Consider the following 23,665-nt stretch of genomic DNA (forward strand, 5'->3'; position numbering starts at 1 on the left):
AATGAGAGTTTTAACCATTTTCTAATTAATATGAAACGAGGCAGTATATATGACAGTTAACAATCACATTGCAGCATTAGTCGGCGGCGCCACTAGCGCAGACGAGGGTACTGCAGATGTTAAAGATGATTTGTATTTAGGCGTTAATGGTGACTGGCTAAAGACGGCCAAAATTCCAGCTGACAAACCTACTACTGGTGGTTTTGCGGACTTAGTTGAAAATATTGAAAAGACATTGATGAGTGACTTTGGCGACATGCTGGATGGCAAAGTTGAACCAAACAACGTTTTACTGGCTAACTTCATTGCTTTCTACCATCAAGCTAGTGATTATGCAGCCCGTGATAAGGCTGGTTTCGAGCCATTAAAGCCACTGGTAAAACAGGTTCAGGATTTAACTAGTTTTGAAGACTTACAAAAGCAGTTAGTGACTTTCATTAAGCAGGGGAGTGGCGCCTTAGTTCCAATCGACGTTGAACCTGATATGAAGGATACCAAACATCGTGTTGTAAACGTTGACGCACCAAGTTTGATCCTGCCAGATACAACCTATTATGCGGAGGGCAATGAAGCTGCACCTAAGCTAATGGCTGCGTTCCGTGGCATGATGACAAAACTGTTCAGGGCTACCGGTTTTAGTGATGACGAGATCAAAACAACGTTGGATCAAGCCGTTGCTTTGGATGCGAAGTTTGCTCAACACGAAAAGAGTAGCGAAGAAAAGGCTGATTATCCGAAGCTGTATAACCCGCAAGACTTATCAGAGTTTGGCAAACACAGTTCTGTGCTGGACTTAAAGGCTTACGTGGATGAAGCGCTTGATAACCGGGTTAATCGCGTTATTGTCGCTGATCCAAAGTTCTATGAAGCGTTTGACAGTCTGGTAACAGCTGATAACTTTGATGAAGTAAAGAGCTGGTACTTAGTTAAGGTGGTCCGCAACTGGGCTGGCTACTTAACCAACGATGCTCGTGTAATTGCCGGTGAATACAACCGTGCGCTGACGGGAACTAAGGAAGCACCTGACAAACAAAAGGGTGCTTACCGCTTAGCCTACAGTCAATTCAACATGGTCGTTGGTGATTACTATGCCCGCAAGTACTTCGGTACTAAGGCAAAGAATGATGTCATGGACATGGTTCACCGGATGATTGACGTCTATAAAAACCGTTTGGCTAACAACGATTGGTTAAGCAAGGATACGCGCGACAAAGCTATTTTGAAGCTGAACACGTTGATTCCAAACGTTGGTTTCCCTGACAAAATCGATCCTGTGTTTGCACAGTTTGTGGTCAAGACGGAAGCAGACGGTGGTTCCTTGTTCAGCAATGCCTTGAACTTTGCGAAGATTGCGGCTCAGGCTAACTTTGATGATATCGATAAGCCAGTTGACCGGACCATGTGGAACTACATGGATCCGGCAATGGTTAACGCCTATTACGACCCATCGAACAACATCATCGTGTTCCCAGCTGCCATTCTGCAGGCACCTTTCTACAGCTTGAAGCAAACGAGTTCTGAAAACTTTGGTGGGATCGGTGCTGTTATGGCACATGAAATTTCACATGCCTTTGATAATAACGGTGCTCAATTCGACGAGTACGGGAACATGCACAATTGGTGGACAGAAGCCGATTTGAAGCACTTCCAAGGGTTGACACAAGCGATGATCGACGAATTTAACGGTCTTGATTTTGCAGGTCAAAAAGTTAACGGTAAATTGGTTGTTTCTGAAAACGTTGCGGACCAAGGTGGTCTGAGCTGTGCGTTGGAAGCGGCTAAAGAAGATGACAGCTTCTCTGGCAAGGAATTCTTCACCAACTGGGCTAAGGTTTGGTGCATGAAGGCCAGTCAAGAATATGAACAAATGTTGTTGAGCATCGACGTCCACGCACCACACAAGTTGCGTGCCAATGTTCAGGCACAGAACTTAGACGACTTCTACACCGCTTTCGATGTCAAGGAAGGCGACGGCATGTGGTTGGCACCAGACAAGAGAGTGCATATTTGGTAGTTTAAAGAGCGTGAACACCCCGGTTGCGAGCCGAGCAATAACGGAAATGAGGCACTGTGCAAGCGAACTTTGCTTGTGCTGTGCCTCATTTTGGTTATGCACAGGCTCGTGGGGTGTGAACGCGTTTCGGCTATATAAAAGTAAAAGACAAAACCAAGCTGACTAAATTGCAACGACAGACGACCAACCACAAGGTACAAGATCAGATTGCTCATCTAGTTTTCAGTTTAAAAATACGATTTAAAAAGGATTTTCTCATGCAAATTCGCGATTACCATTCTACAGACGAGCAGTCATGGCTTCAATGCCGTGTCTTATCCTTCATGGATTCTAGCTATTTTCAAGACGTCCAACAGCACCGCCAAACGTTTGCGCGACCAAGTGTTGAGTTAGTAGCTATTGAAAAGGATAAAATTATCGGCCTGATTGATGCGGAAATCGACAGTCAGAGCATGACGGACAAACAAGAATCCGGTGCAATGATTTGGAATTTGGCGGTTTTGCCAGAATATCGTCGACAAGGTGTTGCCAAGGACTTATGGCAAGCAATGCGCAAACGACTGCTGGATCAAGATATTCATTACTGCGAACTGTGGACGCGGGAGGATGTGCCGGCTAACCGTTTTTATCAACACAACGGGTTCAAACTGGATACTAATGCAACATATTTACGGTGCAAAATTGGTGGCAGAGAGCTGCCATTAGCATTATCGAAGCACTTCAACAAAACTGCCTGCGTTGAGGACATGACGTTTGAAGCGCAAGTTAGTGAGCGGGAACAATTACAACCATTATGTGATGAAATCATCGAAACGCGAATGTACACACAACACTTTTAATTGCCACCAAGGACTAGGAATTTATCCATCAGACTTATACACTGGAATTACAATATAAATAAAGAAGGCTTTTTGATGAAAACGAATCATTCTTCATGCACGGCCATTTTAGTTGGTAAGAAGGCAACCATGGACGGCTCGACAATCATTGCACGGAACGAAGACGGCTATGGTGCCATTGGACCCAAGAAGTTCATCGTTCATGCGGCTCGTCACGGTCAACCGGACACGTACACGTCCGTCACAACTGGGGTTAAAATCGATCTGCCAGCTGATGCTTTGCGGTATACGGCTGAGCCCAGTGTGCCAACGGATGACGGTTTGTATGAAGAGGCCGGAATTAACGAAAAAAACGTTGCGATGAGTGCCACTGAAACCACGTTTACCAATCCACGGGTGCTTGGTTTCGATCCCCTGGTTCATAATGGTGTCGATGAAGAAGCGATGGTGACATTAGTGTTGCCATACATTAACTCCGCGCGTGAAGGGGTTCAACGCCTCGGCGACTTCATCGAAGATTACGGAACTGGTGAAAGTAACGGGATTGCTTTCTCTGATAAGGATGAAGTGTGGTACATGGAAACGGCTGGTGGCCATCACTGGGCGGCCGTTCGTTTGCCAGACGATGCTTACGCCGTTGCACCAAACCAAATCAACATTCAAACAATTGATTTTAATGACACTGACAACTTTATGTGGGCTAAAGACTTGCAGGAGTTTGTGACTGATAATCAGTTGAACCCAACACCAGGCACGTTTAATTTCCGTGAGATTTTTGGCACTCACACCGAAAGTGACGCGCATTACAACACGCCGCGTGCGTGGTATGGTGAAAAATTATTTACACCGGATTTGGAACAAGAACCTACCAGTCAACAGATTCCGTTTATTCAACATGCTAACCGCAAACTAGCGGTGGAAGACGTCGAATATTTCCTGACGTCTCACTATCAGGAAACACCGTTTGATCCCTTTGGCGATGGCACACCTGCTCAAAAGAAAACATTCCGTTCAATCGCATTGGATCGTAACCAGATTTCACACATCCTACAAATTCGGCCAAACGTTGATGCAGCGCATGCCGCAGTTGAATGGATGGCGATGGGATTCTTTGCCTATAGTCCGTACGTACCATTCTTTACGAACATCAATGACACACCGACTAACTACAAGAACACAACTGAAGCCGTTTCGCTGGATAACGCTTACTGGTTATACAAATCGCTCGGTGTGTTAGTTGAACCACACTACCACGACTTTATTGTTGAGGTTAACGAATATCGTGATGCTTGTCAGGCTTATGCACGTTCACGCGTGATCGCGGCGGATGCAGAAGCAGGGTCACAGGCCGATACGACAGCTTACTTAACGAAGCAAAACGACGTTACGGCCGCTGAGATTACCAAACGGACGAAAATGTTAATGGATCATTTAGTGAAAGAAGCTTTGGAATTGTCACCGGTGACGTTTGAACCGGGCGACAACCTGTAGAAATGGGTTGCAATAAGAAAGGTGAAAATCCGATTATGGGTTTTCGCCTTTTTAAATGCTTTGAGCGTTACTTTTGAAGATAAAACGCGTATGTTATCTCATGTGTCTGATATTGTAGTTTGGTCCTAAGCCTGTATAATTGATAACGCACTAATGGTTAACATTGCCATTAAAAGAGGGAAAATATGATTGAAATAACGGTTCAGACATTGAACGCAATGTTATCGGATATTGAACACTTAATCGATGTTCGGGAAACCGATGAATACGCAGAAGGCCACGTTGATCGAACGGTAAACCTGCCACTAAGTACAATTGATCAGTGGTTGCCAACGTTATCAAAAAATTCGACGTATACAGTGATTTGTCGGTCTGGACGGCGGTCATCACTAGCGATTGAACAGATGAAACGACATGGCATCACTGGAGTTAATGTCAACGGTGGCACGCTTGCATGGCAAGGCGCCGGCTACCCAGTCACTAAGAAATGAGGAGCACATGACTGAAACAGCACTTAAAGTACTAAAGGACAAATTTGGCTATGATAGTTTTCGGCCAGGTCAAGATGAAATCATTAATAAAATTATGGATCACAAAAATGTCCTTGCTGTTATGCCTACCGGTGGTGGGAAATCTTTATGTTACCAGATTCCTGCGTTAATGTTGCCCGGTTTGACAGTGGTGGTGTCGCCCTTGATCTCGCTGATGAAGGATCAAGTTGATGCGTTATCTGAAAATGGGATTCCGGCAACTTTTATCAACAGTACATTGGATTATCAAGAAATTGAATATCGTTTGCAACAAGCAGCGATGGATCAGGTCAAACTGATTTACTTGGCACCTGAACGGTTGGACGACGAACGCTTCTTGAGCGAGTTGAGCGATCTGAATATTTCTCAATTGGCGATTGACGAGGCCCACTGTATTTCGCAGTGGGGGCACGATTTTAGGCCTAGTTATCTAAACTTGATGAATACTGTTCACCAGTTTCCATCCCATCCAGTGGTTGTTGCATTAACCGCGACGGCGACGAGCAAAGTGGCCAGTGATATTATGCAGCGACTCAATATTGACCCTGCAAATGAAGTTAGCACAGGATTTGCTCGAGATAATTTGTCTTTTCAAGTCGTCAAGAACCAAAACAAAGAAGCTTTTCTGTTAGAATATTTGAAAGTCAACGCTAATGCCGCCGGAATTATTTATGCCAGCACCCGTAAGGAGGTTGAACGTTTAACAGGTTTATTACAGAAGAAGGGCATTAAAGCAGAGATGTACCATGCTGGTCTCAGTGAAGACGTCCGTAATAAAAACCAGGAAGACTTTTTATATGACCGTGTTCAAGTTATGGTAGCCACGAATGCATTTGGAATGGGCATCGATAAAAGTAACGTTCGGTTCGTTATTCATTATCAAGTGCCAGGTAATTTAGAGGCCTATTATCAAGAAGCAGGGCGTGCTGGACGTGACGGGTTACCCAGCGAGGCAATCCTGATGTATCAGCCATCGGACTTACAGATTCAGCACTTTTTTATTGATCAGTCCGATATGGAACCAGCTTTTAAAACGCGCGAGTATTTAAAGCTTCAGGAAATGTCGAAGTATGCGAACACTGAAGGCTGTTTACAGCAGTTTATTTTGAAATACTTTGGTGAAGCTTCACCTGCTTGTGGTCATTGTGGTAATTGTTTGGATGAGCGGGATCAGGTTAATGTAACTGTCGATGCCCAGAAGGTTTTATCCTGTGTTTTGCGAATGCGCCAACGCTATGGTAAGTCACTAATTGCGCAAGTGTTGACAGGTTCGCACGTCAAACGGATTCGTGATGAGCACTTTGACCAGTTATCGACATATGGTTTGATGAAAGGTCGCCCACAAAAAGAAGTCAGCGACCTGATCGATTTTTTGACCAGTAGTGGTTATTTGCAGCAAGTTGGTGGTGAGTACCCAACACTGCACGTGAGCGAGATGGGCGGCAGTGTGCTGAAAGGTAAGGCAAAAGTGCTTCGTCGTGGTGCTGTGAAGGCCAAACGGACAGTTTCAGTGGACGATGGTTTGTTTGAGTCATTACGTCAACTACGATTGAATTTTGCCGAGCAACAGCATGTGCCACCATACGTTATTTTTTCTGATAAGACGCTTCAGGCTTTTTGTGAGGAATTACCTCAAAGCACATTGGATATGTTGTCAATCAAGGGTGTTGGACAAAATAAATTGGATAAGTATGGGGATGCATTCCTCAATGTTATTCAGGAATATGAGGCTGACGCAAGCGAGGCTGCTCAATAGATAAACTTTTAGGAGGCTTCATTATGGACAATCGGTGGGTAAAAGTATTTGGTACTTGGTTGGTTGTGATTATCATCGCACTTGGTGGCGGTGCTTGGACGACACACAGTGGTGTGAGTCGCGAAACTGGCATCATAGTGTATGAAATTGTGATGTTTGCCGTTCTTTTTTTACTAAATCGGTTTTGGCTACATCAAACGGTTTATTTAAAGCCAACTGAACGCTCATGGCGGCTCATTCCGCTTAACTGGATTACTGTTGTTTTGCTTGGTCAAGTCATTTTGCTATTGTTCACTGGCTCCGGCAATTTAGCACTGGGCATTACCATGTTGCTTTTTGTTGGAACAACCGAGGAATATGTCTTCCGTGGGTTGCTTTTACCATTAGCTAGCAGGCTAGGACACGGCCGCAATCAATTATGGACTGGTGTCCTAGTATCTAGTGTGTTGTTTGGACTTGCCCACAGTGTTAATGCTTTACAGCAACCAGTGATGGCAACGATTGTTCAAATGTTGTCTGCGATTACTATTGGAATAATGCTGTCAGCAATTTACCTGAGGACGGGAAGTTTATTATTCCCAATCATATTGCATGGTCTCAACGATTTCGTTCCGGCGTTTTACAATGGTAGTGTCCAAGAGACTAGCAGAGTTGTTAGTTTGACAGAAGTTGGTCCTATTTTGTTATTTTTGATTGTTGGCGCATTCATGTTAAGAAAATCAAAACGGTCCACAATCAAAAATGTGATTCCGCAATGATAAAAACCAGGTTGCAAGCTGATGTGCTTGTGGCCTGTTTTTATGTTAAATAGATGTCTGTTTAGGCCTGTGACGATTCATCCTCATGATGAGTACTGTTATAGTAACGCCCCCATTTTTCCATGGCGATGATCACAGGAACAAGGGTTTCACCGAATGAGGTTAGACGATATTCGGTTTTGGGCGGTATGACGGGGTAGATGGTTTTAATTAGTACGCCATCGTTTTCAAGTTCTTTTAGTTGCAGTGCCAGCATTCGATGAGAGCAATCTTTCATTTGGCGCTGCAGGTCCCCAAAGCGTTCGGTGCCGTTTTTGATCAGGTGAAATAAAATGACACTTTTCCATTTACCCGAAATAATCTGTAGCGTGCTTTCAACTGGACAGCCAGCCTGACAATCGTATGTGTGACGTACCATAACTACCTCCAAGTCGCTAAATTCATATCAATAAAGTATGTATTAGTGTCAGAATACCGCAGTCACGTTAAGATTAACAACAAATCAGCGTTTACTTAGATTGCTAGTGAAAAAAATGTAACTAAGTGATTAAAATTTCACGATTGTGAAGTTTTCTGACGATATTAGAATGGAGTTGTTGTTAGAGTAGTTGTCATAGGAGAGGGAGTCATCAAAATGGCTGAAACAATGAATGCAATTGGTTTTACTGATCATTTGCCAATTACGGATGAGCACAGCTTACAGGACTTTACAGAAGCAGTCCCTGTTGCCAAGGGTCACGATTTATTAGTGCATGTTAGCGCGGTTTCGGTTAATCCGGTAGACATCGGTGTGCGTCGTGGTGGACGTGGCCACTTGAGTCAGCCCCGTGTGATTGGCTGGGATGCAGTTGGCGAGGTCGTTGCTGTTGGTGGACAGGTACAGTTGTTTAACGTCGGTGACCGGGTTTATTACGCAGGTTCGTTTAAACGGGCGGGTAGCGATAGTGATTACCAGCTCGTGGACGAACGCATTGTTGGTCACGCACCACAGCATTTAAGTGATGCAGAAGCAGCGGCAATGCCATTAACGACGCTGGCCGCGTGGGAAGCACTGTTTGAACAATTGCCAATTGACCCAGATGACAAAGAAAACAATGCGAAACACAATTTATTGATCATCAATGGTGCCGGTGGGGTTGGGTCCATTGCGACCCAACTCGCACATTGGGCCGGTTTGCACGTGATTGCGACCGCTTCGAGGCCAGAAACAATTGACTGGACGCTAGCTCACGGCGCGGATGAAACAGTTAACCACCGTGAAGATCTGGTTAAGCAAGTGCGTAATCTTGGGTATCACTATGTAGACTATATTTTGGAACTGAATAATTTGGACGCTCATTGGAATGAAATGGCTGAGCTGATTGAACCAAGCGGCTGGATTGCCTCAATTACTGAAAATCATCGACCAGTGGATCTCAAACGTTTGACTCAAAAACGGGGCCACTTTGCCTGGGAGTGGATGTACACAAAATCATTTTTCCACACCGCAGATATGCAAACGCAACATGATATTTTAGAACGAGCCGCGAAGATGTTTGACGATGGGACATTGAAAAGCACGTTGACCAAACAGTTATCACCATTTGATGCAGCAACATTACGTCAGGCTCATACGCTAGTAGAATCAGGTCACATGATGGGAAAAGTTGTCGTTACCCGTTGATTAGGAGTTGATGATGGCACCAATTTTTGTTATTTGCGCGTATAATGACGGCAAAAAGTATTAATCAGGTGGATGTCATGAAACTAGATCGTCTCTTCACTCGGATTAAAATGGTGCGGGTATTAAATATCTTCGGGGGCAGTTTGGGTACCTCCATGGCGATGAGAATGATTCAAAGACGGATTACGCATGATATGCTGTCTTTGCGATTAACGCCGGCTGATTTGAATAAAATGCTGAATTTGCCGCCGTATACGATTACTGCACTGGCATCCGGAAACCCAGATTTTTTTCAGGTCAGTTATAAACAGTTGCAAAGACTGGCCAGAATGTTGGACGAACGGTTGAATGCAGTCCATTAAATGAGGGCGTTTTTTCCAGTATAGTTGCACTGATAACTGGATGAGGTGTGACTGATAAAAATTGATGAGATATGGTCTGCTTATCGTTTGTCGATGTAGCAACTATGTGGTATATTATTGTCGAAGCGAAGCATGGAAGCATCCGACCCCTTACTAGGTGTGACTAGTAAGGGGTCTTTTTTCGAATAATATGTAATTAGACGGGACACTTTAGGTTGAATTATGGTCAACTACGGCCGATTGTGGCGATCATCCAACCAGTGGTCAAACATCTTTAAAAGCATGCCCACAATCAGTGGTGCTAAAAATAATTGAAGCATGGTTGCATCCCCCTTTCATCCAGATTCTCGATGAATCGAGTCGACCACGCTTTTAAGAATACAAAAACTAGTTCATTGTTTCTCATACATGTTTATGAGAAAAAGCAGGCGATAAATCCCGTTATATTGGGATTTATCGCCTGCTTGTTTATTTTGATTTACGTTAGCAACATTGTTATCAATGTGTAAATCACGTTTTTAATCAGATGACTGGCCAGCAATTTTTAGTTGTCCGAAACCGAGGCCGTGGTGTGTTCCCGCGCAAGTTTAACGAAATGCCAAGTTAGGCCGATAACCGCGCCGACCAAAGCAGGAACGACCCAGTCCATACCGTACTTGGCGAATGGGAGGTAGCTCATTTGGAAACTGGTCATGGCCTTACCAAACGCACTTTGACTAACGACTGGCGGAAACGCGGCAATCATGTCGAAAACAGCGGGAACACAAGTGAACAGCACGACGAAAGCGTACACGACTGGATCTCGTTTGAATAGGGGTGAAGTGATGGATAACAGAATCAGTACCATCGCAAGCGGGTATAAGAACATCAACATTGGCGTGGACCATGAAATGATTAGGTTAAGGCCGATGTTAGCCGTTAAGAAGGATGCGATAGTCGTGAACCGTAACCAAACGCGGTAGCTGACGCTTGGGAAATGTTTGTGGAAATCTTGAGCAAACGCAGCAACTAAGCCGATGGCAGTTGTGAGACAAGTAACCGTGATCAGAACGGCTAAAATAGCTTGGCCGGCGACACCGAGATAGTGGTTGACCAGCTGATCAAACGTAACCCCACCATTAGCGGCTAGTTTGAATTGGCCCAATGACATGGCACCAATCACGATTAGTAATAAGTAAATGATGGCTTCGAAACCCATTGAGAAGAAACCAGCACGGGCCGTAACTAATGCGATGGCGTTAGGATTTCGTTTGCCAAGGGAGCGAATTGCAGTGACGACGGTTACCCCGAAGGCAAGCCCCGCCAAGGCGTCCATCGTGTTATATCCCTGAAGGAAACCGTTGAAAAAGGCATCATGCTGGTAGGCTGTTGTGACGGCCTGGTGGACAGGATTGCCAAGTGGTTTCAAAAAGGCGAGGAAGAAGACAAGTGTTAGCAAAATTAGAAAAATTGGGTTTAGCAATTTACCGATGTTGGCGACAATTTTGCTTTGTTCAACGGAAAAGAAATACGCGAGGCCAAAGAAGACAGCTGAGAAAATGACGAGTCCTAACGTTTGAAAATGCGCAGGAACCAAGGGCGCAACGCCGACAGTATAGGATACAGTCGCTGTCCGGGGAGTACCAAACAGCGGGCCGATGGTACCGTGAATCAGAACCATAAAGGTGAGGGCAAACCAAACGCCGAGTGGGCGGCCTACATCATAAACACCACCAGCACGAGTGATGCTAATTGCAAGCACAGAGAGTAAGGGAAGCAATACCGCCGTTACTAAAAAGCCTAGTGCTGCACTCAGCCAATGAGCACCAGATAATTGACCTAGGTGCAACGGAAAAATAAGGTTGCCGGCACCAAAGAAGAGTGCAAACAGCATTGAGCTAACGAGTGCATATTCGCGTTTGGTTAATTTGTGTTCCTGTAATTCCATATAATTGCCTCTTTTCCTTTTTGTTGTCTCGACCAAAATTTCTTTGATAAAAAAACGTCCTTAGCCGAATTGCTTCAGCTAAGGACGTTTACACGTGTTACCACCTTTGTTCGCAGACCTCTCACGAGAGCCTGCCTCTTCAAGTACGTGGCCTAACGCCAGATACTCTAGCTCTGTAATGGGAGCACCCATTGACTACTGTTGTCGTAGTCAACGCTCAAAGATGATGTTCACTTGTGGTTGATCGACGCCCTTTCACCAATCGGCGCTCGCTTAACGATCTTTTCGCAGGTTACTTTTCTTTTCAACGCGTATTTCATTCATCAAATTTTAATGTGTTTATTATGATATCTTAGTCGAAAATTGTCAACGATTTTTGAAAAAGTTTTATTCGCTACAAGTTATGTTTAGAACAGTTTGATCAATAACACGCCGACGATCATGATTAACAGACCAATGATTTTCAGGGGAACGATAGGATTTCGTTTGGCACCGAACCAGCCGAACTGATCGACAATGAGGCCTCCAATAATCTGACCAAACAATACGATCACAACGGTTAAGCCAGTTCCGATGATAGGTACTAGATAAACATTACCAAGTACAAACAACGCACCAATGAACCCGCCAAACCAGATCCACCACGGATTGTGTGAAATGGCACCGACTGGGAACCGCAAGCCGTGATTTTGAATCAGCACGACGATCAATAAAATGAGGGTGCCAACCAAAAAGCTGACGTAGGCACCCTGAATGGGCGATTTCAATAAGTGTCCCAAGTGACCGTTAATCGCAGTTTGTCCCGCGGCAAACGCACCAAACAGGATACCCAACAATTGCCAAAAGCCGCGGTGGGGGACGTGATGAGTTTCATTAGCTTCCGCTGAACCTTGGAACGTATTTTTACGAGCACGTTCTGGCAGTACGACCGCAAAAACGATACCGACAATCATTAGGATCGCGCCGAAAGCACGCAACCATGTGATTGAATGTTGAGCACTGGCAAACCAACCAAAGTTATCAATTAGCAACCCCATTAGGATTTCCCCTAAAATGGGCATTAAGACCGTTTGAATACCACCTAGTTTAGGAAATAACAAAATATTCCCGGTGAGATAAACGACAGCGAGCACACCACCAAGCCAGATCCACCAGGGATGGCTAGTAAAGAAAGTTCCGGGAATTAATAAACTGCGTCCAGTCGCAAGCAAAAGTGCAGTTAAAAGGACGGTTCCCATGAAAAATGACATCAATGAAGCAAAGTAGGGCGATTTAAGTGTCCCTTGTAAACGTGAATTAATGGCGGTTTCCATCGGCAAAGCGATTCCAATAGCGATGGCAATCGTAATGGCAAGCATATAATACCTCCTACAGCATTTGAATAACTCGCTTAATGTTACCACTCTGAGCGGGATGTATGGTAAATTAAAAAGTAATGAGAGTATAAGCGTGGTGATAATATTGGTATTTTAATAATGAATAACTTTATTTCGTGGAAGCGCGTTTGGTAGAACCCATACGTTAATCCTTCGAGGATAGTGTGCATTCAACCTCACTATCTAAAACGAAAACTAAATAGATATAAAAGCAGGTGGTCGAATGAGTACCATTCAAATTGACCAATTAACGTTCCGTTATCCTGGCGCTGATGCGCCGGTATTTGATAAGTTATCGCTCAATCTCGATACAACTTGGCGATTAGGTTTGATTGGCCGTAACGGTCGTGGCAAAACGACCTTCATGAATTTATTGCGAGGTCAGTTGTCCGGTCATGGCTTGATTAAAAGTCCGGTGACGTTCAATTATTTTCCCGATGCAGCGATCAATCGGTCGCAAACAGTCATGGCAATCTTGACATCAACTGGTGCTGAAGAATGGCGGGCCAGCATGGAGTTGGATCGGATTGGACTAGATGAAAGCTATGAGCAACGTCTGTTTGACACACTCAGTGGTGGCGAACAAACACGGGTGCTACTGGCTCGTGGATTTGTTAATGAAAACGACTTTCCGTTAATTGACGAACCGACGAATCATTTGGATATTGAAGGTCGTCAGGTCGTCGGCGCTTATCTGAGACAAAAACAAGGTTTCATTTGTGTCAGTCATGATGAAAGCTTTTTGAATCTGTTCGTGGACCACGTTATGTCATTAAATCGGAGTTCAGTAAATTTAGTGGCTGGCAATGTCGAAAACTGGCAGACTGATAAAGAGCGACGTGACAATGCAGCGGCCACGCAAAACGAGCATTTACAGCATCGCATCAAGCAGTTGTCGAGTCGTGCTAATATTCAGCGTGAGTGGGCTGAAAAGCGTGAACGTGAGTCAAATGATGCTTCCAGTCGGCGGATGGCTAAGAAGTTAATGTCCCGCGCAAAGGTCTTTGAACACCGAACAGATACCGCAATTGAACAACGGAAAGGTTTAATGAACGATGTCGATCAGGTGGACAGATTGCGAACCAATGTTCAGCAAACCTCAGGCGGACAGTTGTTATTCAGTTTGCGGGTCTTCAGCGTTAAACGGCAAAATGAGCCGCTATTTCAGCCCGTTTCGTTGGATTTTCACAGAGGCGACCGCTTAGCAATCATTGGTTCTAACGGTGTGGGTAAAACGAGCCTTTTGAACTTACTTCGCGGACAGGAAAAGTTGAATTACGAAGGTTATTTGATGAATGATTTGCCCCAAGACATCGGTTACCTGTCACAGCAGTTTACGGATTTTATCACGGACGGTTCGTTTGAACGATGGCGTGACCATCACGATGAAACGACCGTTTGGAATTTAATGCATCAGTTAGGCGTTTCACGCCCAAGATTAAAGGCGCCGACCAGCGAATGGAGCATGGGCGAAATGAAGAAAGCCGCGTTGGCTGTGAGTTTGAGCGAGCCACATGAAATGTTGATTTGGGATGAGCCGACTAACTATTTGGATATTGATGCTCGCGAACAGTTGCAAACCTTGATTCAGCAGGTACGGCCCACGATGGTTTTGATTGATCACGATCGTCATTTCATTGAGGAAACGTGTACGCAACAGATGACGCTGAACAAATTCGAAAACGTTCCTCATGTTCATTAGTGATGTTTCTTGTTACCGATTGTGGTGGTCATTCAACCAGCAGTGCTAGCACATGTGCGGTATATTCCGTTACGGCGCTCAGCAACGCCGTTCCGTGGGGAACGTTTCAGCCCGCTGAAAATCGCGGTCTTCAACATCGACTTTGAGCCCAAAAGGTCTCAAAGCTCGTCCCACACAACTAAATGGCGAAAACCATGCCATTAAGTTGTGTTGACACGGAACTCTGTTGCTGGTCGCCTTCACTCAAATGCCAAATCACTGACTAGTGTAATGATTAGATTGAGTGTTCAATATTTAAAACTAATGTGAGCTGGAGGGCGTCAAAATTGAATGCCAGCCGTGAAGGTGGTGTAAATTGGGCGTTTTTAAGCCCAATTTACACCACGGGACGGTCGTGAAGACGTGGTTTTCGGCTTCACGGCGAAGTGAACGACTCCGAACTTTAGGAGGCGTGAACTGGTCCCACGGTGGAATTCAATTTGGACGACCGCAAGCGTGAGTCAATGGCCACGGTCTATCATCTAAACAAGCAAACAGGCGACAAGTCCCTGATATAGGGGATTTGTCGCCTGCTTATTTGTGACTATTGAATTTAAAAATTAGTCGTTAAAGTTGCCGCTTTCAACATCCTTGATGAACTTGGCCAAGTGATCGAAGTAAACAGGAGCGTTATCGATCATGTGGTGGTGACCACCATCTGGTGTTGTTTCAAGACGAGCGTGAGGGATCAGCTTTTGCATGGTCCGCGCTGTGTCTAATGGCATGGTTTCGTGTTCACCAAACGTTAATAGCGTTGGGACTTTGATGTCCTTAAGGTGATCACGGAAATGCCAGTCCTTCAATTTACCGGTAATAACGAATTCGTTGTCACCTTGGAAGGCGTTATAAACGGGCGTTGCCATCGTTGAAATTAAATGCGCAATTGCCGGTGGCTGTTTGCGGTCAACATAGCCGCGGTTTAAGACATCAACATCTGCTTGGTAGCGATCGTTGTCATAATCATTTTTAGCTTCGCAAGACTGCATGAACTTAACTTCTTCTGCAGGTAATGCTTCTTCACGAACCTTGTTAATGTGGGTGACGTATTCATCAATTTCATCAACCATTGATGAAACAATCGCGCCTTTCAAGTGGTCGCCGTATTTAGCAGCGTATTCTTGAACTAACAGGCCGCCCCAGCTTTGACCGATAAGGTAGAAATTGTCGATGCCAAGCTTTTGGCGCACTTCTTCAACTTCATCCAAGAAGTATTCATAAGTGAGGTACTTGTCAGCAGTTGCCTTGTCTGAGTAGTCGGGTTGGTCTGAGTAAAATGAACCTAGTTGATCGTACATGTGAACGGTCACGTTCAAGCCTTGTTTGCCAAGTTCTTCAGCAAAGTCTTCCCAGTATTCGTGTGTGCCACCAGGGCCACCGTGCAGACATAGTAAGTGAATGTCGCCCGTGCCTTGAGTGTTAGTCCATAAGTGATACCCGTTGTCGAGTGTCATGATGGTGGTTCCTTGTTTCATGGGGTCAGCCTCCTTCATGTAATGTTACTAGTTTATCACGTTTCTGATGGTGTTCATCAATTTACTAATAAATGGACGTGAAATCGGCGAATATTTGTGCAAACGGGCCTATTTTTGGTTAAACTTAAGGGTAATGCCGATAGTTTCGTGATTTACGAACGTTAAGGCAATAGGCAAATGTTTATTAAGAGAGTGAACTTGCAAATAACTAAGTAAGTGCACGGTTAAGAGAGGATAAACTGACATGAATATTTGGGCGAATTATATTGCCAGTTGGCAACAAATTTTTAATTATCGCGGGAAGACGCGACGACGTGATTTCTGGGCCGCCATTATTGGCATGGCGGTTGTCAGTATCGTAGTTAGTACAATCCTATCAGGCGCAACAGGATTAAGCGACGGAATTGCGTTGCCGGCCCACTGGTTGGAAAACTTTTTCTTTCTGGCTCAGTTTTTACAATACCTCAGTATGTCGGTTCGTCGGCTACATAGTTTAAGTTTGTCTGGTCACTATCAGTGGTTGATGCTGGTTCCTGGTGTGCACATGATTGTTTTGCACGCACTGCCAGAAGTTGAAAAAGACCCACGCGCGCCATGGTACAACATGATGAGTGTCGATAATGGCCCAGCAAGTTTAGAGGTTAACCATCGCGGGCATGTAAGTGGCATTTTGAGTAATGCTTTTGGGTACACATGGCGTAATATGTTTAATTTTCACGACACAGTGTCACGAGGCAACTATCTATGGGCGAGAGTGACATGGAGTATTTTCAGTTTGATTGCGGGCGCCTTGCTTTCTCTGACCATCTTTTTAATTCTCGCTGTGCGCATTTTTGTTTCATTACAATTAAACCGTGGGAATACGCTGCAATTAAATCCAAGCATGCAAGCACCGACATTTGATCCAAGTGTGCTGAACGGATTGGGTCTTTTCATTATTCCAGTTGGTCTAGTAGTCGGTTTCTTGATTGTATTTCCAATCGTTTCACTAACGGCTCGACGTTTACACGATCAAGAATTAAGTGCTTGGTGGGTGTTTTTATACTTAGCAGGCTCTGTTGGTAGTTTGATTTTGCTTTTGTTGTCACTACTGCCGGCTAAGGATGGTCAAACGAAATATCCAGCCGCAGATGGGCGCCCAGCAGTGAACACTGCTAGTACCGATAATGTTCCTGAAAGTGACCAAACGGTTAGCGGTTCGGCGGCTCCTTCACAGGCGTCAGTAGAGGTGTTTTATCCACAATCCGCCACAAGTGCGGCGCAAGTTGAAGTTTTTTATCCACAATCATCGACCGTTGCTTCCACTGAGTCCACAGCCACGAGTGAAACTGGGGTGCCATCAAACGCGGCTTCTGAGGATCGTGATGATCATGCCTAAGCGCCGACATAGATCGTGGTCGCCCGTAGTCACTTTAGCTGTTCTGGCTACGTTACTTGTAATCGTTTCGGCATGTGGCCGTTCAACACAAAGGGTCAGTGCACCAGCGACAAAACCAACCAACATTAATTTTGCTGTTGGTCAATCGGTGGACGCCTTGCCACTCTATGTGGCTGAAGAGCGCGGTTATTTCACGCAGGCCAAATTGCGCGTGACCTTGACTAATGTTGCGGCAGCCGACGATCGGGTCAGCGGTATCAGTACGCATCAGTTTGAAGGCGCCATTAGTGGCTTGCCAGAGCTAATGATGACTAGTGGTACACACCCGACGAGTCAGGTAGTCGGTAACGCCACGAATTACACGGCGTTGATGACGACGGATGATAACGTGACCAAGTTGAAGCAACTGAAAAATAAAACGGTCGGGACATTAGCCAATTCAACGCAAGCTTATGCGACGGATCTGCTTCTGGCGGATGCTAAGTTAACGGACAAAAACGTCACGTTAAAAACGACTGGTAGTGAAACTGAACTGATGACCGCCGCTAATAACCATACGGCGAGTGCCGTTAGCTTAACAGATCCCAATGCAAGCTTGCTGCGACGACAAGGAGCACGAACGCTGGCCCAGACGACTGCCGATCAGGCGGATACTGGAATTGTGTTTGGTAATAGCATGTTAAAGAACCATGCGGCTGCTGTTCAGGGATTCATGCGGGCATATAATCAAGCGGTGGATTACATCAATGCACATCCCAGCACGATGGATTATCAAGAAATTTTGGTTAGCAAGCTGGGTTATCCAGGGGATGGTCTAAACGCGTTGGCACTGCCACATTTTGCCACAGCAACGACGGTTAGTAACCAATCCATCGGAAATGTGCGCAGTTGGTTATTAGCTAAGAACCAAGGACTGCGATTAGCGACTGTTGGTCGTTATCGTTCGACCTTATTAGCTGACAAATAAAAGTGTGCCTGGCACACAATGAACGAGGAAAACTATGTTAATGAAAGTTTTGAGCTTCATCACAACGTTTGCCGTGGCAATATACGGTATTTGGATTATTATCGCGGCACAACGTAAAAGGACCCGTCCGTCACGTGAATACCAATTATGGTTGTTAGTCGGCGGTATTTTCATCTTGTGTCAGGTTTTATTTAGTGACAATCGCCTGTTAGGCGCCGCACTGCTGTTTGTGGGGTGTGTTGTGGTATCGGTGGTCTATTATCTGGTGGATCGCAAGCAACATGACACGATTAACTGGCGGGCACACGTTTTGCGCGGATTGCTAGAGCTCGTATTGGTTGTGTGGGCAGCGTTTGTTGGATAGTGGCATAATGAAATCAATTAGTTTGGAACAATAAAGTGAGAATGATTGGGAGCAAACTTAAATGAGTAAAAGCGTCTTGATTACTGGTGCGACCCGTGGCATTGGGCTGGCACTGGCACAAAAGTATGTTGAAGATGGTGACTTGGTTCTGGTGGGAACCCGTGACCTAAATCGTGGGTTGGATGTTGTCGATGAATTACGAGCCGATGGCGGTCAGGCACGGTTATTGCAGATTGATTTGATGGATCATGGCAGTGTTATGCAAGCGGGTCAGTGGATTGGGGAGCAATTTGGCAAACTGGATTTGTTGATTAACAACGCTGGCGTGTTTGATGATCACGACATTCAGGCGAGTCACGAAGATTCAGAAAGCCTTCATCAAACATTCGATGTGAACGTTCTGGGAACCTATTTGGTTACGCAACAGATGCTGCCATGGCTACAGGCTGCCGATGATGGGATGGTTATCAGTATGTCTGACGAACTGGCAACGTTTGCTAATTTTGCTGCCAGCACGCCAACAACCGGATTAGGTCAACGGATCTCCCGAATGGGTGTTAATGCAATGACGGTCTTGCTACAAAACGAACTTCAAGGTGAAGTTCATTTTCGTGCGGTGACGCCAGGACCAATTGCCAGCAACCCAGCACGAAAGGGTGCGCCGGTTGCGACAGCCGTTGATTTGATTCAGAAAATCGATCAACATAAAGAATCCGACTGGGACGGTAAACTTATTGGTGCTGATGGTGTCTTACCATTTTAGGACTCGGATTTAACTGATTGAGGTGATGAGGATGCCAAAACACAGTCGGTTATGGTATCAAATTCGCAATGCACGTCACGCTGGTGAAGGTGAACTGCCTGGCGATAAGTGGCGCACGACAAACGCATATGTATTAGCGACAGCGTATTACCAAACGTTGATGGCGTTATCAAAAGCGGATTTAGCTACCCTTATAGATGTGTATCCAGAAATGATTCCGACCATTGTTGACGGCCACGCAGTTAATGTCGATGGGGCCTATTTATCCATGGACGAGTGGCAGGCATTAGCAACCGCACTAGAACAGAAGGCGCGTGATGCCGGGTTGATACTGTATAAAACTGTCTGATCGTCCTAGATGCAGAATCGTAACAAAATAACGATCGTTTTATAGAAAGCGTGGCGTTTATGCCACGTTTTTTTGTATAGAACGAGGTTGATTCGTTTTCACGCCAAATGCCACTCGTTTCATTGTCGATGACCATAAAGATCCGTGCCTGTGATCATGGTAAAGTAACTTATTGAACGGCCTTCACGTCACATTCGGCTTAATAAAATGAATTTAAAATAAGCGTCTTTGTAAGCGATTACAAAACGTGTAAAATTAAAAGCATAAGATTGTTAATATTTGATTGAATTATAGGAGGTTGTTGTCAATGAGCATCACGGTAACAGGACACGATTTTAATTTGCAAACAGCACATACCAGCTATTTGATGGGTGTGTTGGAAAACGGTGAAATGGGCCAGTATTATTACGGCCCAAGACTGGGTGCTAAGGTGAACTTTGCAGATTTTCGCCATCGTGAATTTCGTTCCATCACACCGACACTGACGGCGGAACAGCCTGAAGTTACGTTGAGTATGATTAAACAAGAATATCCAAGCTACGGTCACGGCGATTTTCGGTATCCTGCCTATCAGGTCACCTACGATAATGGCGCCCGCATTTCTGAATTTACCTACCAAGATTATGAAATTATTGATGGGAAACCAAAATTAGGCGCCTTGCCGTCTGCCAGTGCTGACGTCGATGACAAGCACGTTCAAACGTTGCGAATTCATTTACTTGAACAACAGAGCGGCTTACAAATGACCCTGAATTACAGTGTGTTCGAAGACGAGGACGTGATTGTGCGAAGCACGACATTTGAAAACAAGGGGACATCGACGGTCAAACTCAACGCGGCATTAAGCGCGAGCGTTGATTTCTCTGATGATCAGTATGACATGATCCAATTGTCTGGTGCGTGGGCGCGGGAACGGCATTTGTATCGGAGGACCCTAACGCGTGGTGTACAAGCAATCAGTAGTACTCGAGATGCCAGCAGTGCGCAACAAAGTCCGTTTTTAGCACTTGCCCGTAAACAGACCACGAATCAAAACGGCGACGTTTATGGCTTTAATTTGGTTTATAGTGGTAATTTCTTAGCGCAGGTCGAAGTCGATTCCTATAACGTCACGCGGATGACGATGGGCATTAATCCGTTTGAATTCGGTTGGCAACTCAAATCACACACGCAATTTCAAACGCCTGAGGTAATGATGACATTTGCCAGTGATGGTTTTAACGGCATGAGCCATCAATTTCAACGTTTCTTAACCAACCATTTGATCTCAAAGCGGTGGGTCAAAGAACCACGGCCAATTCTCATTAACAATTGGGAGGCAACCTATTTTGATTTCAATGAGCAAAAACTATTAGCCATTGCGAAATCAGCGAAGTCGCTGGGCATTGAACTGTTTGTGCTCGATGATGGTTGGTTTGGCAAACGAAACGATGACAAGACTTCCTTAGGTGACTGGCAGGTCAACTTGGCCAAGCTACCAAACGGATTGAGTGGGTTAGCCAATAAAATTCACGATTTGGGCCTTCAATTTGGTCTATGGTTTGAACCGGAAATGATTTCTAAGGAAAGTAAGCTATACGCGGCTCATCCAGATTGGACCATTCATGTACCGGATCGGCGAATGACACCGGCCCGCAACCAGTTTGTGCTCGACTTTTCTCGTCAGGAAGTAATCGATTATTTGTTTGACCAAATGGCAGCGGCAATTCGTGAGACGCACCTCGACTATATTAAGTGGGATATGAACCGTCACATTACTGAAATGTTTAGTTTGGCACTCTCAGCGGATCAACAGGAAGAACTTCCACACCGCTACATTCTTGGCGTTTACCAGTTGTATGAACGGTTGACGTCGGCATTTCCTGATGTTCTGTTTGAATCCTGTTCGTCTGGTGGTGGCCGTTTTGACGCTGGTATGTTGTACTATGCGCCACAAACGTGGACGAGTGATGATACGGATGCCATTGAACGGCTCAAAATTCAGTGGGGGACTTCAATGATTTATCCGTTGAGTACAATGGGGGCCCACGTTTCTGCTGTACCAAACCATCAGGATCGCCGCGTGACTACACTGGCAACCCGGGCAGATGTTGCTTACTTTGGTGTACTTGGCTATGAACTGGATATTAGTAAAATGAGCCCAGCTGAAAAGGCAACTGTGGTTGATCAAATCAAGTTTTATAAACAGTACCGGCTGCTCTTCCAGCAAGGCACATTTATTCGCCTACAAAGTCCGTATGATGGCGACGGTAACGTGACATCTTGGATGGTCGTCAGTGACGATCAAAAGACGGCTATTGCAGGACGTTATCAAGTTTTGGCAGAGCCTAATCCAGCCTATCGTCGTTTGAAGTTTGCTGGCTTGAATCCTGATTTTCAATATACAGTAGACGGCGTTGATGGTGAGTTTTCAGGTCGCCAATTGATGAACGCTGGGATTTTTATTCCAGAACTGTTTGCAGAACGCGGTAATAATCGTGACCAAACTTTCGATTTTCATGCGGATCTATACGTCGTACATGCTAAATAAATGAGTCAATTAAGAAATTACTGGAGGGATCAAATGTCCGTTTGAGCATTGTTTTAACCCGAGGGGGCGGTATTGATGATTCGAAAACAATCGTGGGTAGCCAAATTTGCCTTATTGTCGATTTCGTTAGTCTTAACATCTGCATATGTGATTTCGGTTAGTTTGCCAGCTATGGAAAGGACGTTCCCCAACGTCAGTCAGGCGTCAATCGAATTACTAGCGACGTTGCCAGCGTTTTCTGTCATGATTATGGTATTACTGAGTGGGTCGATTGCCGCCAAAATTGGCAACAAGAATACGACTTTGATCGGCCTGATTATTGCTGGTACGGCGGGGATTGTGCCAGCGTTTTCCAATAGTTATCCCGTGATTTTTGGATCACGTTTAGTGTTAGGCGTTGGCTTGGGGATGTTCAATTCACTGGCTGTTAGCATGATTGGGTTTATGTACGATGGCAAAACAAAGGCCAATTTGATGGGCTTTCGCAGTGCGTTTGAAAACATGGGTCAATCATTGTTGATTTTTATCGCCAGTTATTTAATTTCGATTAGTTGGCACGCAACTTTTTGGGTTTATGCAGCGGCCTTTATCGTTGCGATATTCTTCTACGTAGTGGTTCCTGAACCACAAAACCCACAGGCAGTTTCAGCTAAACAACAAGGTGACAAGATTCATCAACACATTAACCGAAAAGTCGTTGGTCTAGCCATCTTTTTCTTCTTTTTGGTGATGATCCACATTGCCATTCTTGTTCACTTACCGTTTATTGTCACCGGTGTCGGTTATGGCACTGCTGGTCAGGCAGGAATTATCACTGGCTCCATGACGATTATTGGTGTACTCGCTGCCATTTCATACGGGCAGATTTACAAAGCGCTGAGTCGTTATATTTTACCGATTGGGTTAGCCTGTTTGAGCATCGGCGTGCTGGTCATGGCAATTTCACACGCATTATGGCTAACGTTGGCAGGCGCTTGGGTGTTTGGAATTGCATATCCATTAATTGCCGCGCATATGTTTAACAGTGTCTCAACGGTTTCATCGCCAAACTCCGAAACGTTGACTGCCGCCGTATTGCTGGTTGGCACTAATTCAGGCGCCTTGCTCGCGCCATATGGCATTAAGGTACTGAGTGCAATTACACATGACGCAGTGGGGACGAAAACGTTCTTTTTACTTGAATCGCTCTTAGTCGTGATTACGATTGGCGCGTTTGCTATTGCAGTAATGGGGAGTCATCGTCGTCAAACTTCATCCAGAGCATCGCGTTAAACCAATTAAAGAATCTCCATTGATCCTGATAAACGCTGATATGGCAGGTGTCTAGGATTCTTAGCCCAGTAATGAACACGGATTACTGGGCTTTTTTGGTGTTCAAACATATA

At 45.1% G+C, this 23,665-nt stretch carries 21 protein-coding genes and 1 other annotated feature; of the genes, 16 read left to right on the top strand and 5 right to left on the bottom strand.

Annotated features, from left to right (window positions below; genetic code table 11):
- The first annotated feature begins 49 nt into the window (after positions 1 to 49).
- The 6 genes from GB993_RS06105 to GB993_RS06130 all read left to right on the top strand — a co-directional run bounded on the left by GB993_RS06105 (position 50) and on the right by GB993_RS06130 (position 7,388).
- Positions 50 to 2,014: a M13 family metallopeptidase gene (locus GB993_RS06105; protein WP_186337674.1), complete on the top strand. Its 1,965-nt coding sequence runs from the start codon at positions 50 to 52 to the stop codon at positions 2,012 to 2,014.
- A gap of 257 nt (positions 2,015 to 2,271) precedes the next feature.
- The gene (locus GB993_RS06110) at positions 2,272 to 2,853 is read left to right on the top strand and encodes a GNAT family N-acetyltransferase (RefSeq protein ID WP_161003510.1); all 582 of its coding nucleotides are present in this window, start codon (positions 2,272 to 2,274) and stop codon (positions 2,851 to 2,853) included.
- Between the two features lie 75 nt (positions 2,854 to 2,928).
- Positions 2,929 to 4,344, top strand: coding sequence for a C69 family dipeptidase (locus GB993_RS06115; protein WP_161003511.1), 1,416 nt, complete (start codon positions 2,929 to 2,931; stop codon positions 4,342 to 4,344).
- A gap of 185 nt (positions 4,345 to 4,529) precedes the next feature.
- The gene (locus GB993_RS06120; RefSeq protein WP_161003512.1) at positions 4,530 to 4,835 is read left to right on the top strand and encodes a rhodanese-like domain-containing protein; all 306 of its coding nucleotides are present in this window, start codon (positions 4,530 to 4,532) and stop codon (positions 4,833 to 4,835) included.
- A 7-nt stretch (positions 4,836 to 4,842) separates the two neighbouring features.
- Positions 4,843 to 6,630 (top strand): DNA helicase RecQ, encoded by a 1,788-nt coding sequence (gene recQ, locus GB993_RS06125; protein WP_161003513.1) that lies wholly within the window; start codon positions 4,843 to 4,845, stop codon positions 6,628 to 6,630.
- Positions 6,631 to 6,653: 23 nt separating this feature from the next.
- Positions 6,654 to 7,388 carry a CPBP family intramembrane glutamic endopeptidase gene (locus GB993_RS06130; protein ID WP_161003514.1) on the top strand — a complete coding sequence of 245 codons (735 nt, stop codon included), beginning with the start codon at positions 6,654 to 6,656 and terminating at the stop codon, positions 7,386 to 7,388.
- A gap of 61 nt (positions 7,389 to 7,449) precedes the next feature.
- Here the strand turns inward: GB993_RS06130 and GB993_RS06135 are convergent, their stop codons facing one another.
- Complete coding sequence (locus GB993_RS06135; protein ID WP_161003515.1) at positions 7,450 to 7,806, bottom strand: winged helix-turn-helix transcriptional regulator; 357 nt, start codon at positions 7,804 to 7,806, stop codon at positions 7,450 to 7,452.
- Between the two features lie 228 nt (positions 7,807 to 8,034).
- Here GB993_RS06135 and GB993_RS06140 point away from each other — a divergent pair, with 228 nt between their 5' ends.
- Both GB993_RS06140 and GB993_RS06145 read left to right on the top strand, forming a co-directional pair.
- A complete protein-coding gene (locus GB993_RS06140; RefSeq protein ID WP_161003574.1) occupies positions 8,035 to 9,051 on the top strand; it encodes a zinc-binding alcohol dehydrogenase family protein in 1,017 nt (338 codons plus the stop codon).
- Positions 9,052 to 9,128: 77 nt separating this feature from the next.
- The gene (locus GB993_RS06145; protein ID WP_161003516.1) at positions 9,129 to 9,413 is read left to right on the top strand and encodes a hypothetical protein; all 285 of its coding nucleotides are present in this window, start codon (positions 9,129 to 9,131) and stop codon (positions 9,411 to 9,413) included.
- A gap of 230 nt (positions 9,414 to 9,643) precedes the next feature.
- On the opposite strand, the gene GB993_RS06150 is transcribed toward GB993_RS06145, so the two are convergent.
- From GB993_RS06150 to GB993_RS06160, 3 genes are all read right to left on the bottom strand, one after another.
- Positions 9,644 to 9,733, bottom strand: a complete 90-nt coding sequence (locus GB993_RS06150) for a type I toxin-antitoxin system Fst family toxin (RefSeq protein WP_017260460.1) — start codon at positions 9,731 to 9,733, stop codon at positions 9,644 to 9,646.
- A gap of 224 nt (positions 9,734 to 9,957) precedes the next feature.
- A complete protein-coding gene (brnQ, locus tag GB993_RS06155) occupies positions 9,958 to 11,340 on the bottom strand; it encodes a branched-chain amino acid transport system II carrier protein (RefSeq protein WP_161003517.1) in 1,383 nt (460 codons plus the stop codon).
- A gap of 77 nt (positions 11,341 to 11,417) precedes the next feature.
- Positions 11,418 to 11,657 (bottom strand) — a binding site (T-box leader).
- A 90-nt stretch (positions 11,658 to 11,747) separates the two neighbouring features.
- Positions 11,748 to 12,698 carry a DMT family transporter gene (locus GB993_RS06160; RefSeq protein ID WP_161003518.1) on the bottom strand — a complete coding sequence of 317 codons (951 nt, stop codon included), beginning with the start codon at positions 12,696 to 12,698 and terminating at the stop codon, positions 11,748 to 11,750.
- A gap of 241 nt (positions 12,699 to 12,939) precedes the next feature.
- Here GB993_RS06160 and GB993_RS06165 point away from each other — a divergent pair, with 241 nt between their 5' ends.
- Positions 12,940 to 14,418 carry an ATP-binding cassette domain-containing protein gene (locus GB993_RS06165; RefSeq protein ID WP_161003519.1) on the top strand — a complete coding sequence of 493 codons (1,479 nt, stop codon included), beginning with the start codon at positions 12,940 to 12,942 and terminating at the stop codon, positions 14,416 to 14,418.
- Between the two features lie 599 nt (positions 14,419 to 15,017).
- On the opposite strand, the gene GB993_RS06170 is transcribed toward GB993_RS06165, so the two are convergent.
- Positions 15,018 to 15,929, bottom strand: a complete 912-nt coding sequence (locus GB993_RS06170; protein ID WP_161003520.1) for a proline-specific peptidase family protein — start codon at positions 15,927 to 15,929, stop codon at positions 15,018 to 15,020.
- Positions 15,930 to 16,173: 244 nt separating this feature from the next.
- Between GB993_RS06170 and GB993_RS06175 the strand changes: the two genes are divergently transcribed.
- The 7 genes from GB993_RS06175 to GB993_RS06205 all read left to right on the top strand — a co-directional run bounded on the left by GB993_RS06175 (position 16,174) and on the right by GB993_RS06205 (position 23,552).
- Positions 16,174 to 17,307, top strand: a complete 1,134-nt coding sequence (locus GB993_RS06175) for a DUF805 domain-containing protein (RefSeq protein ID WP_161003521.1) — start codon at positions 16,174 to 16,176, stop codon at positions 17,305 to 17,307.
- Positions 17,300 to 18,274 (top strand): ABC transporter substrate-binding protein, encoded by a 975-nt coding sequence (locus GB993_RS06180; RefSeq protein ID WP_161003522.1) that lies wholly within the window; start codon positions 17,300 to 17,302, stop codon positions 18,272 to 18,274. The genes GB993_RS06175 and GB993_RS06180 overlap by 8 nt, the downstream gene beginning before the upstream one ends.
- A gap of 34 nt (positions 18,275 to 18,308) precedes the next feature.
- Complete coding sequence (locus tag GB993_RS06185; protein WP_161003523.1) at positions 18,309 to 18,638, top strand: hypothetical protein; 330 nt, start codon at positions 18,309 to 18,311, stop codon at positions 18,636 to 18,638.
- 61 nt (positions 18,639 to 18,699) lie between these two features.
- Positions 18,700 to 19,401 carry an SDR family NAD(P)-dependent oxidoreductase gene (locus tag GB993_RS06190; protein WP_161003524.1) on the top strand — a complete coding sequence of 234 codons (702 nt, stop codon included), beginning with the start codon at positions 18,700 to 18,702 and terminating at the stop codon, positions 19,399 to 19,401.
- A 31-nt stretch (positions 19,402 to 19,432) separates the two neighbouring features.
- Positions 19,433 to 19,750, top strand: a complete 318-nt coding sequence (locus GB993_RS06195) for a hypothetical protein (protein WP_161003525.1) — start codon at positions 19,433 to 19,435, stop codon at positions 19,748 to 19,750.
- Positions 19,751 to 20,057: 307 nt separating this feature from the next.
- Positions 20,058 to 22,280, top strand: a complete 2,223-nt coding sequence (locus GB993_RS06200) for an alpha-galactosidase (RefSeq protein ID WP_161003526.1) — start codon at positions 20,058 to 20,060, stop codon at positions 22,278 to 22,280.
- Positions 22,281 to 22,355: 75 nt separating this feature from the next.
- Positions 22,356 to 23,552: an MFS transporter gene (locus tag GB993_RS06205; protein ID WP_161003527.1), complete on the top strand. Its 1,197-nt coding sequence runs from the start codon at positions 22,356 to 22,358 to the stop codon at positions 23,550 to 23,552.
- The last annotated feature ends 113 nt before the right edge of the window (positions 23,553 to 23,665 follow it).

The sequence above is a fragment of the Furfurilactobacillus milii genome, from assembly GCF_009864005.1.
GTDB lineage: Bacteria > Bacillota > Bacilli > Lactobacillales > Lactobacillaceae > Furfurilactobacillus > Furfurilactobacillus rossiae_B.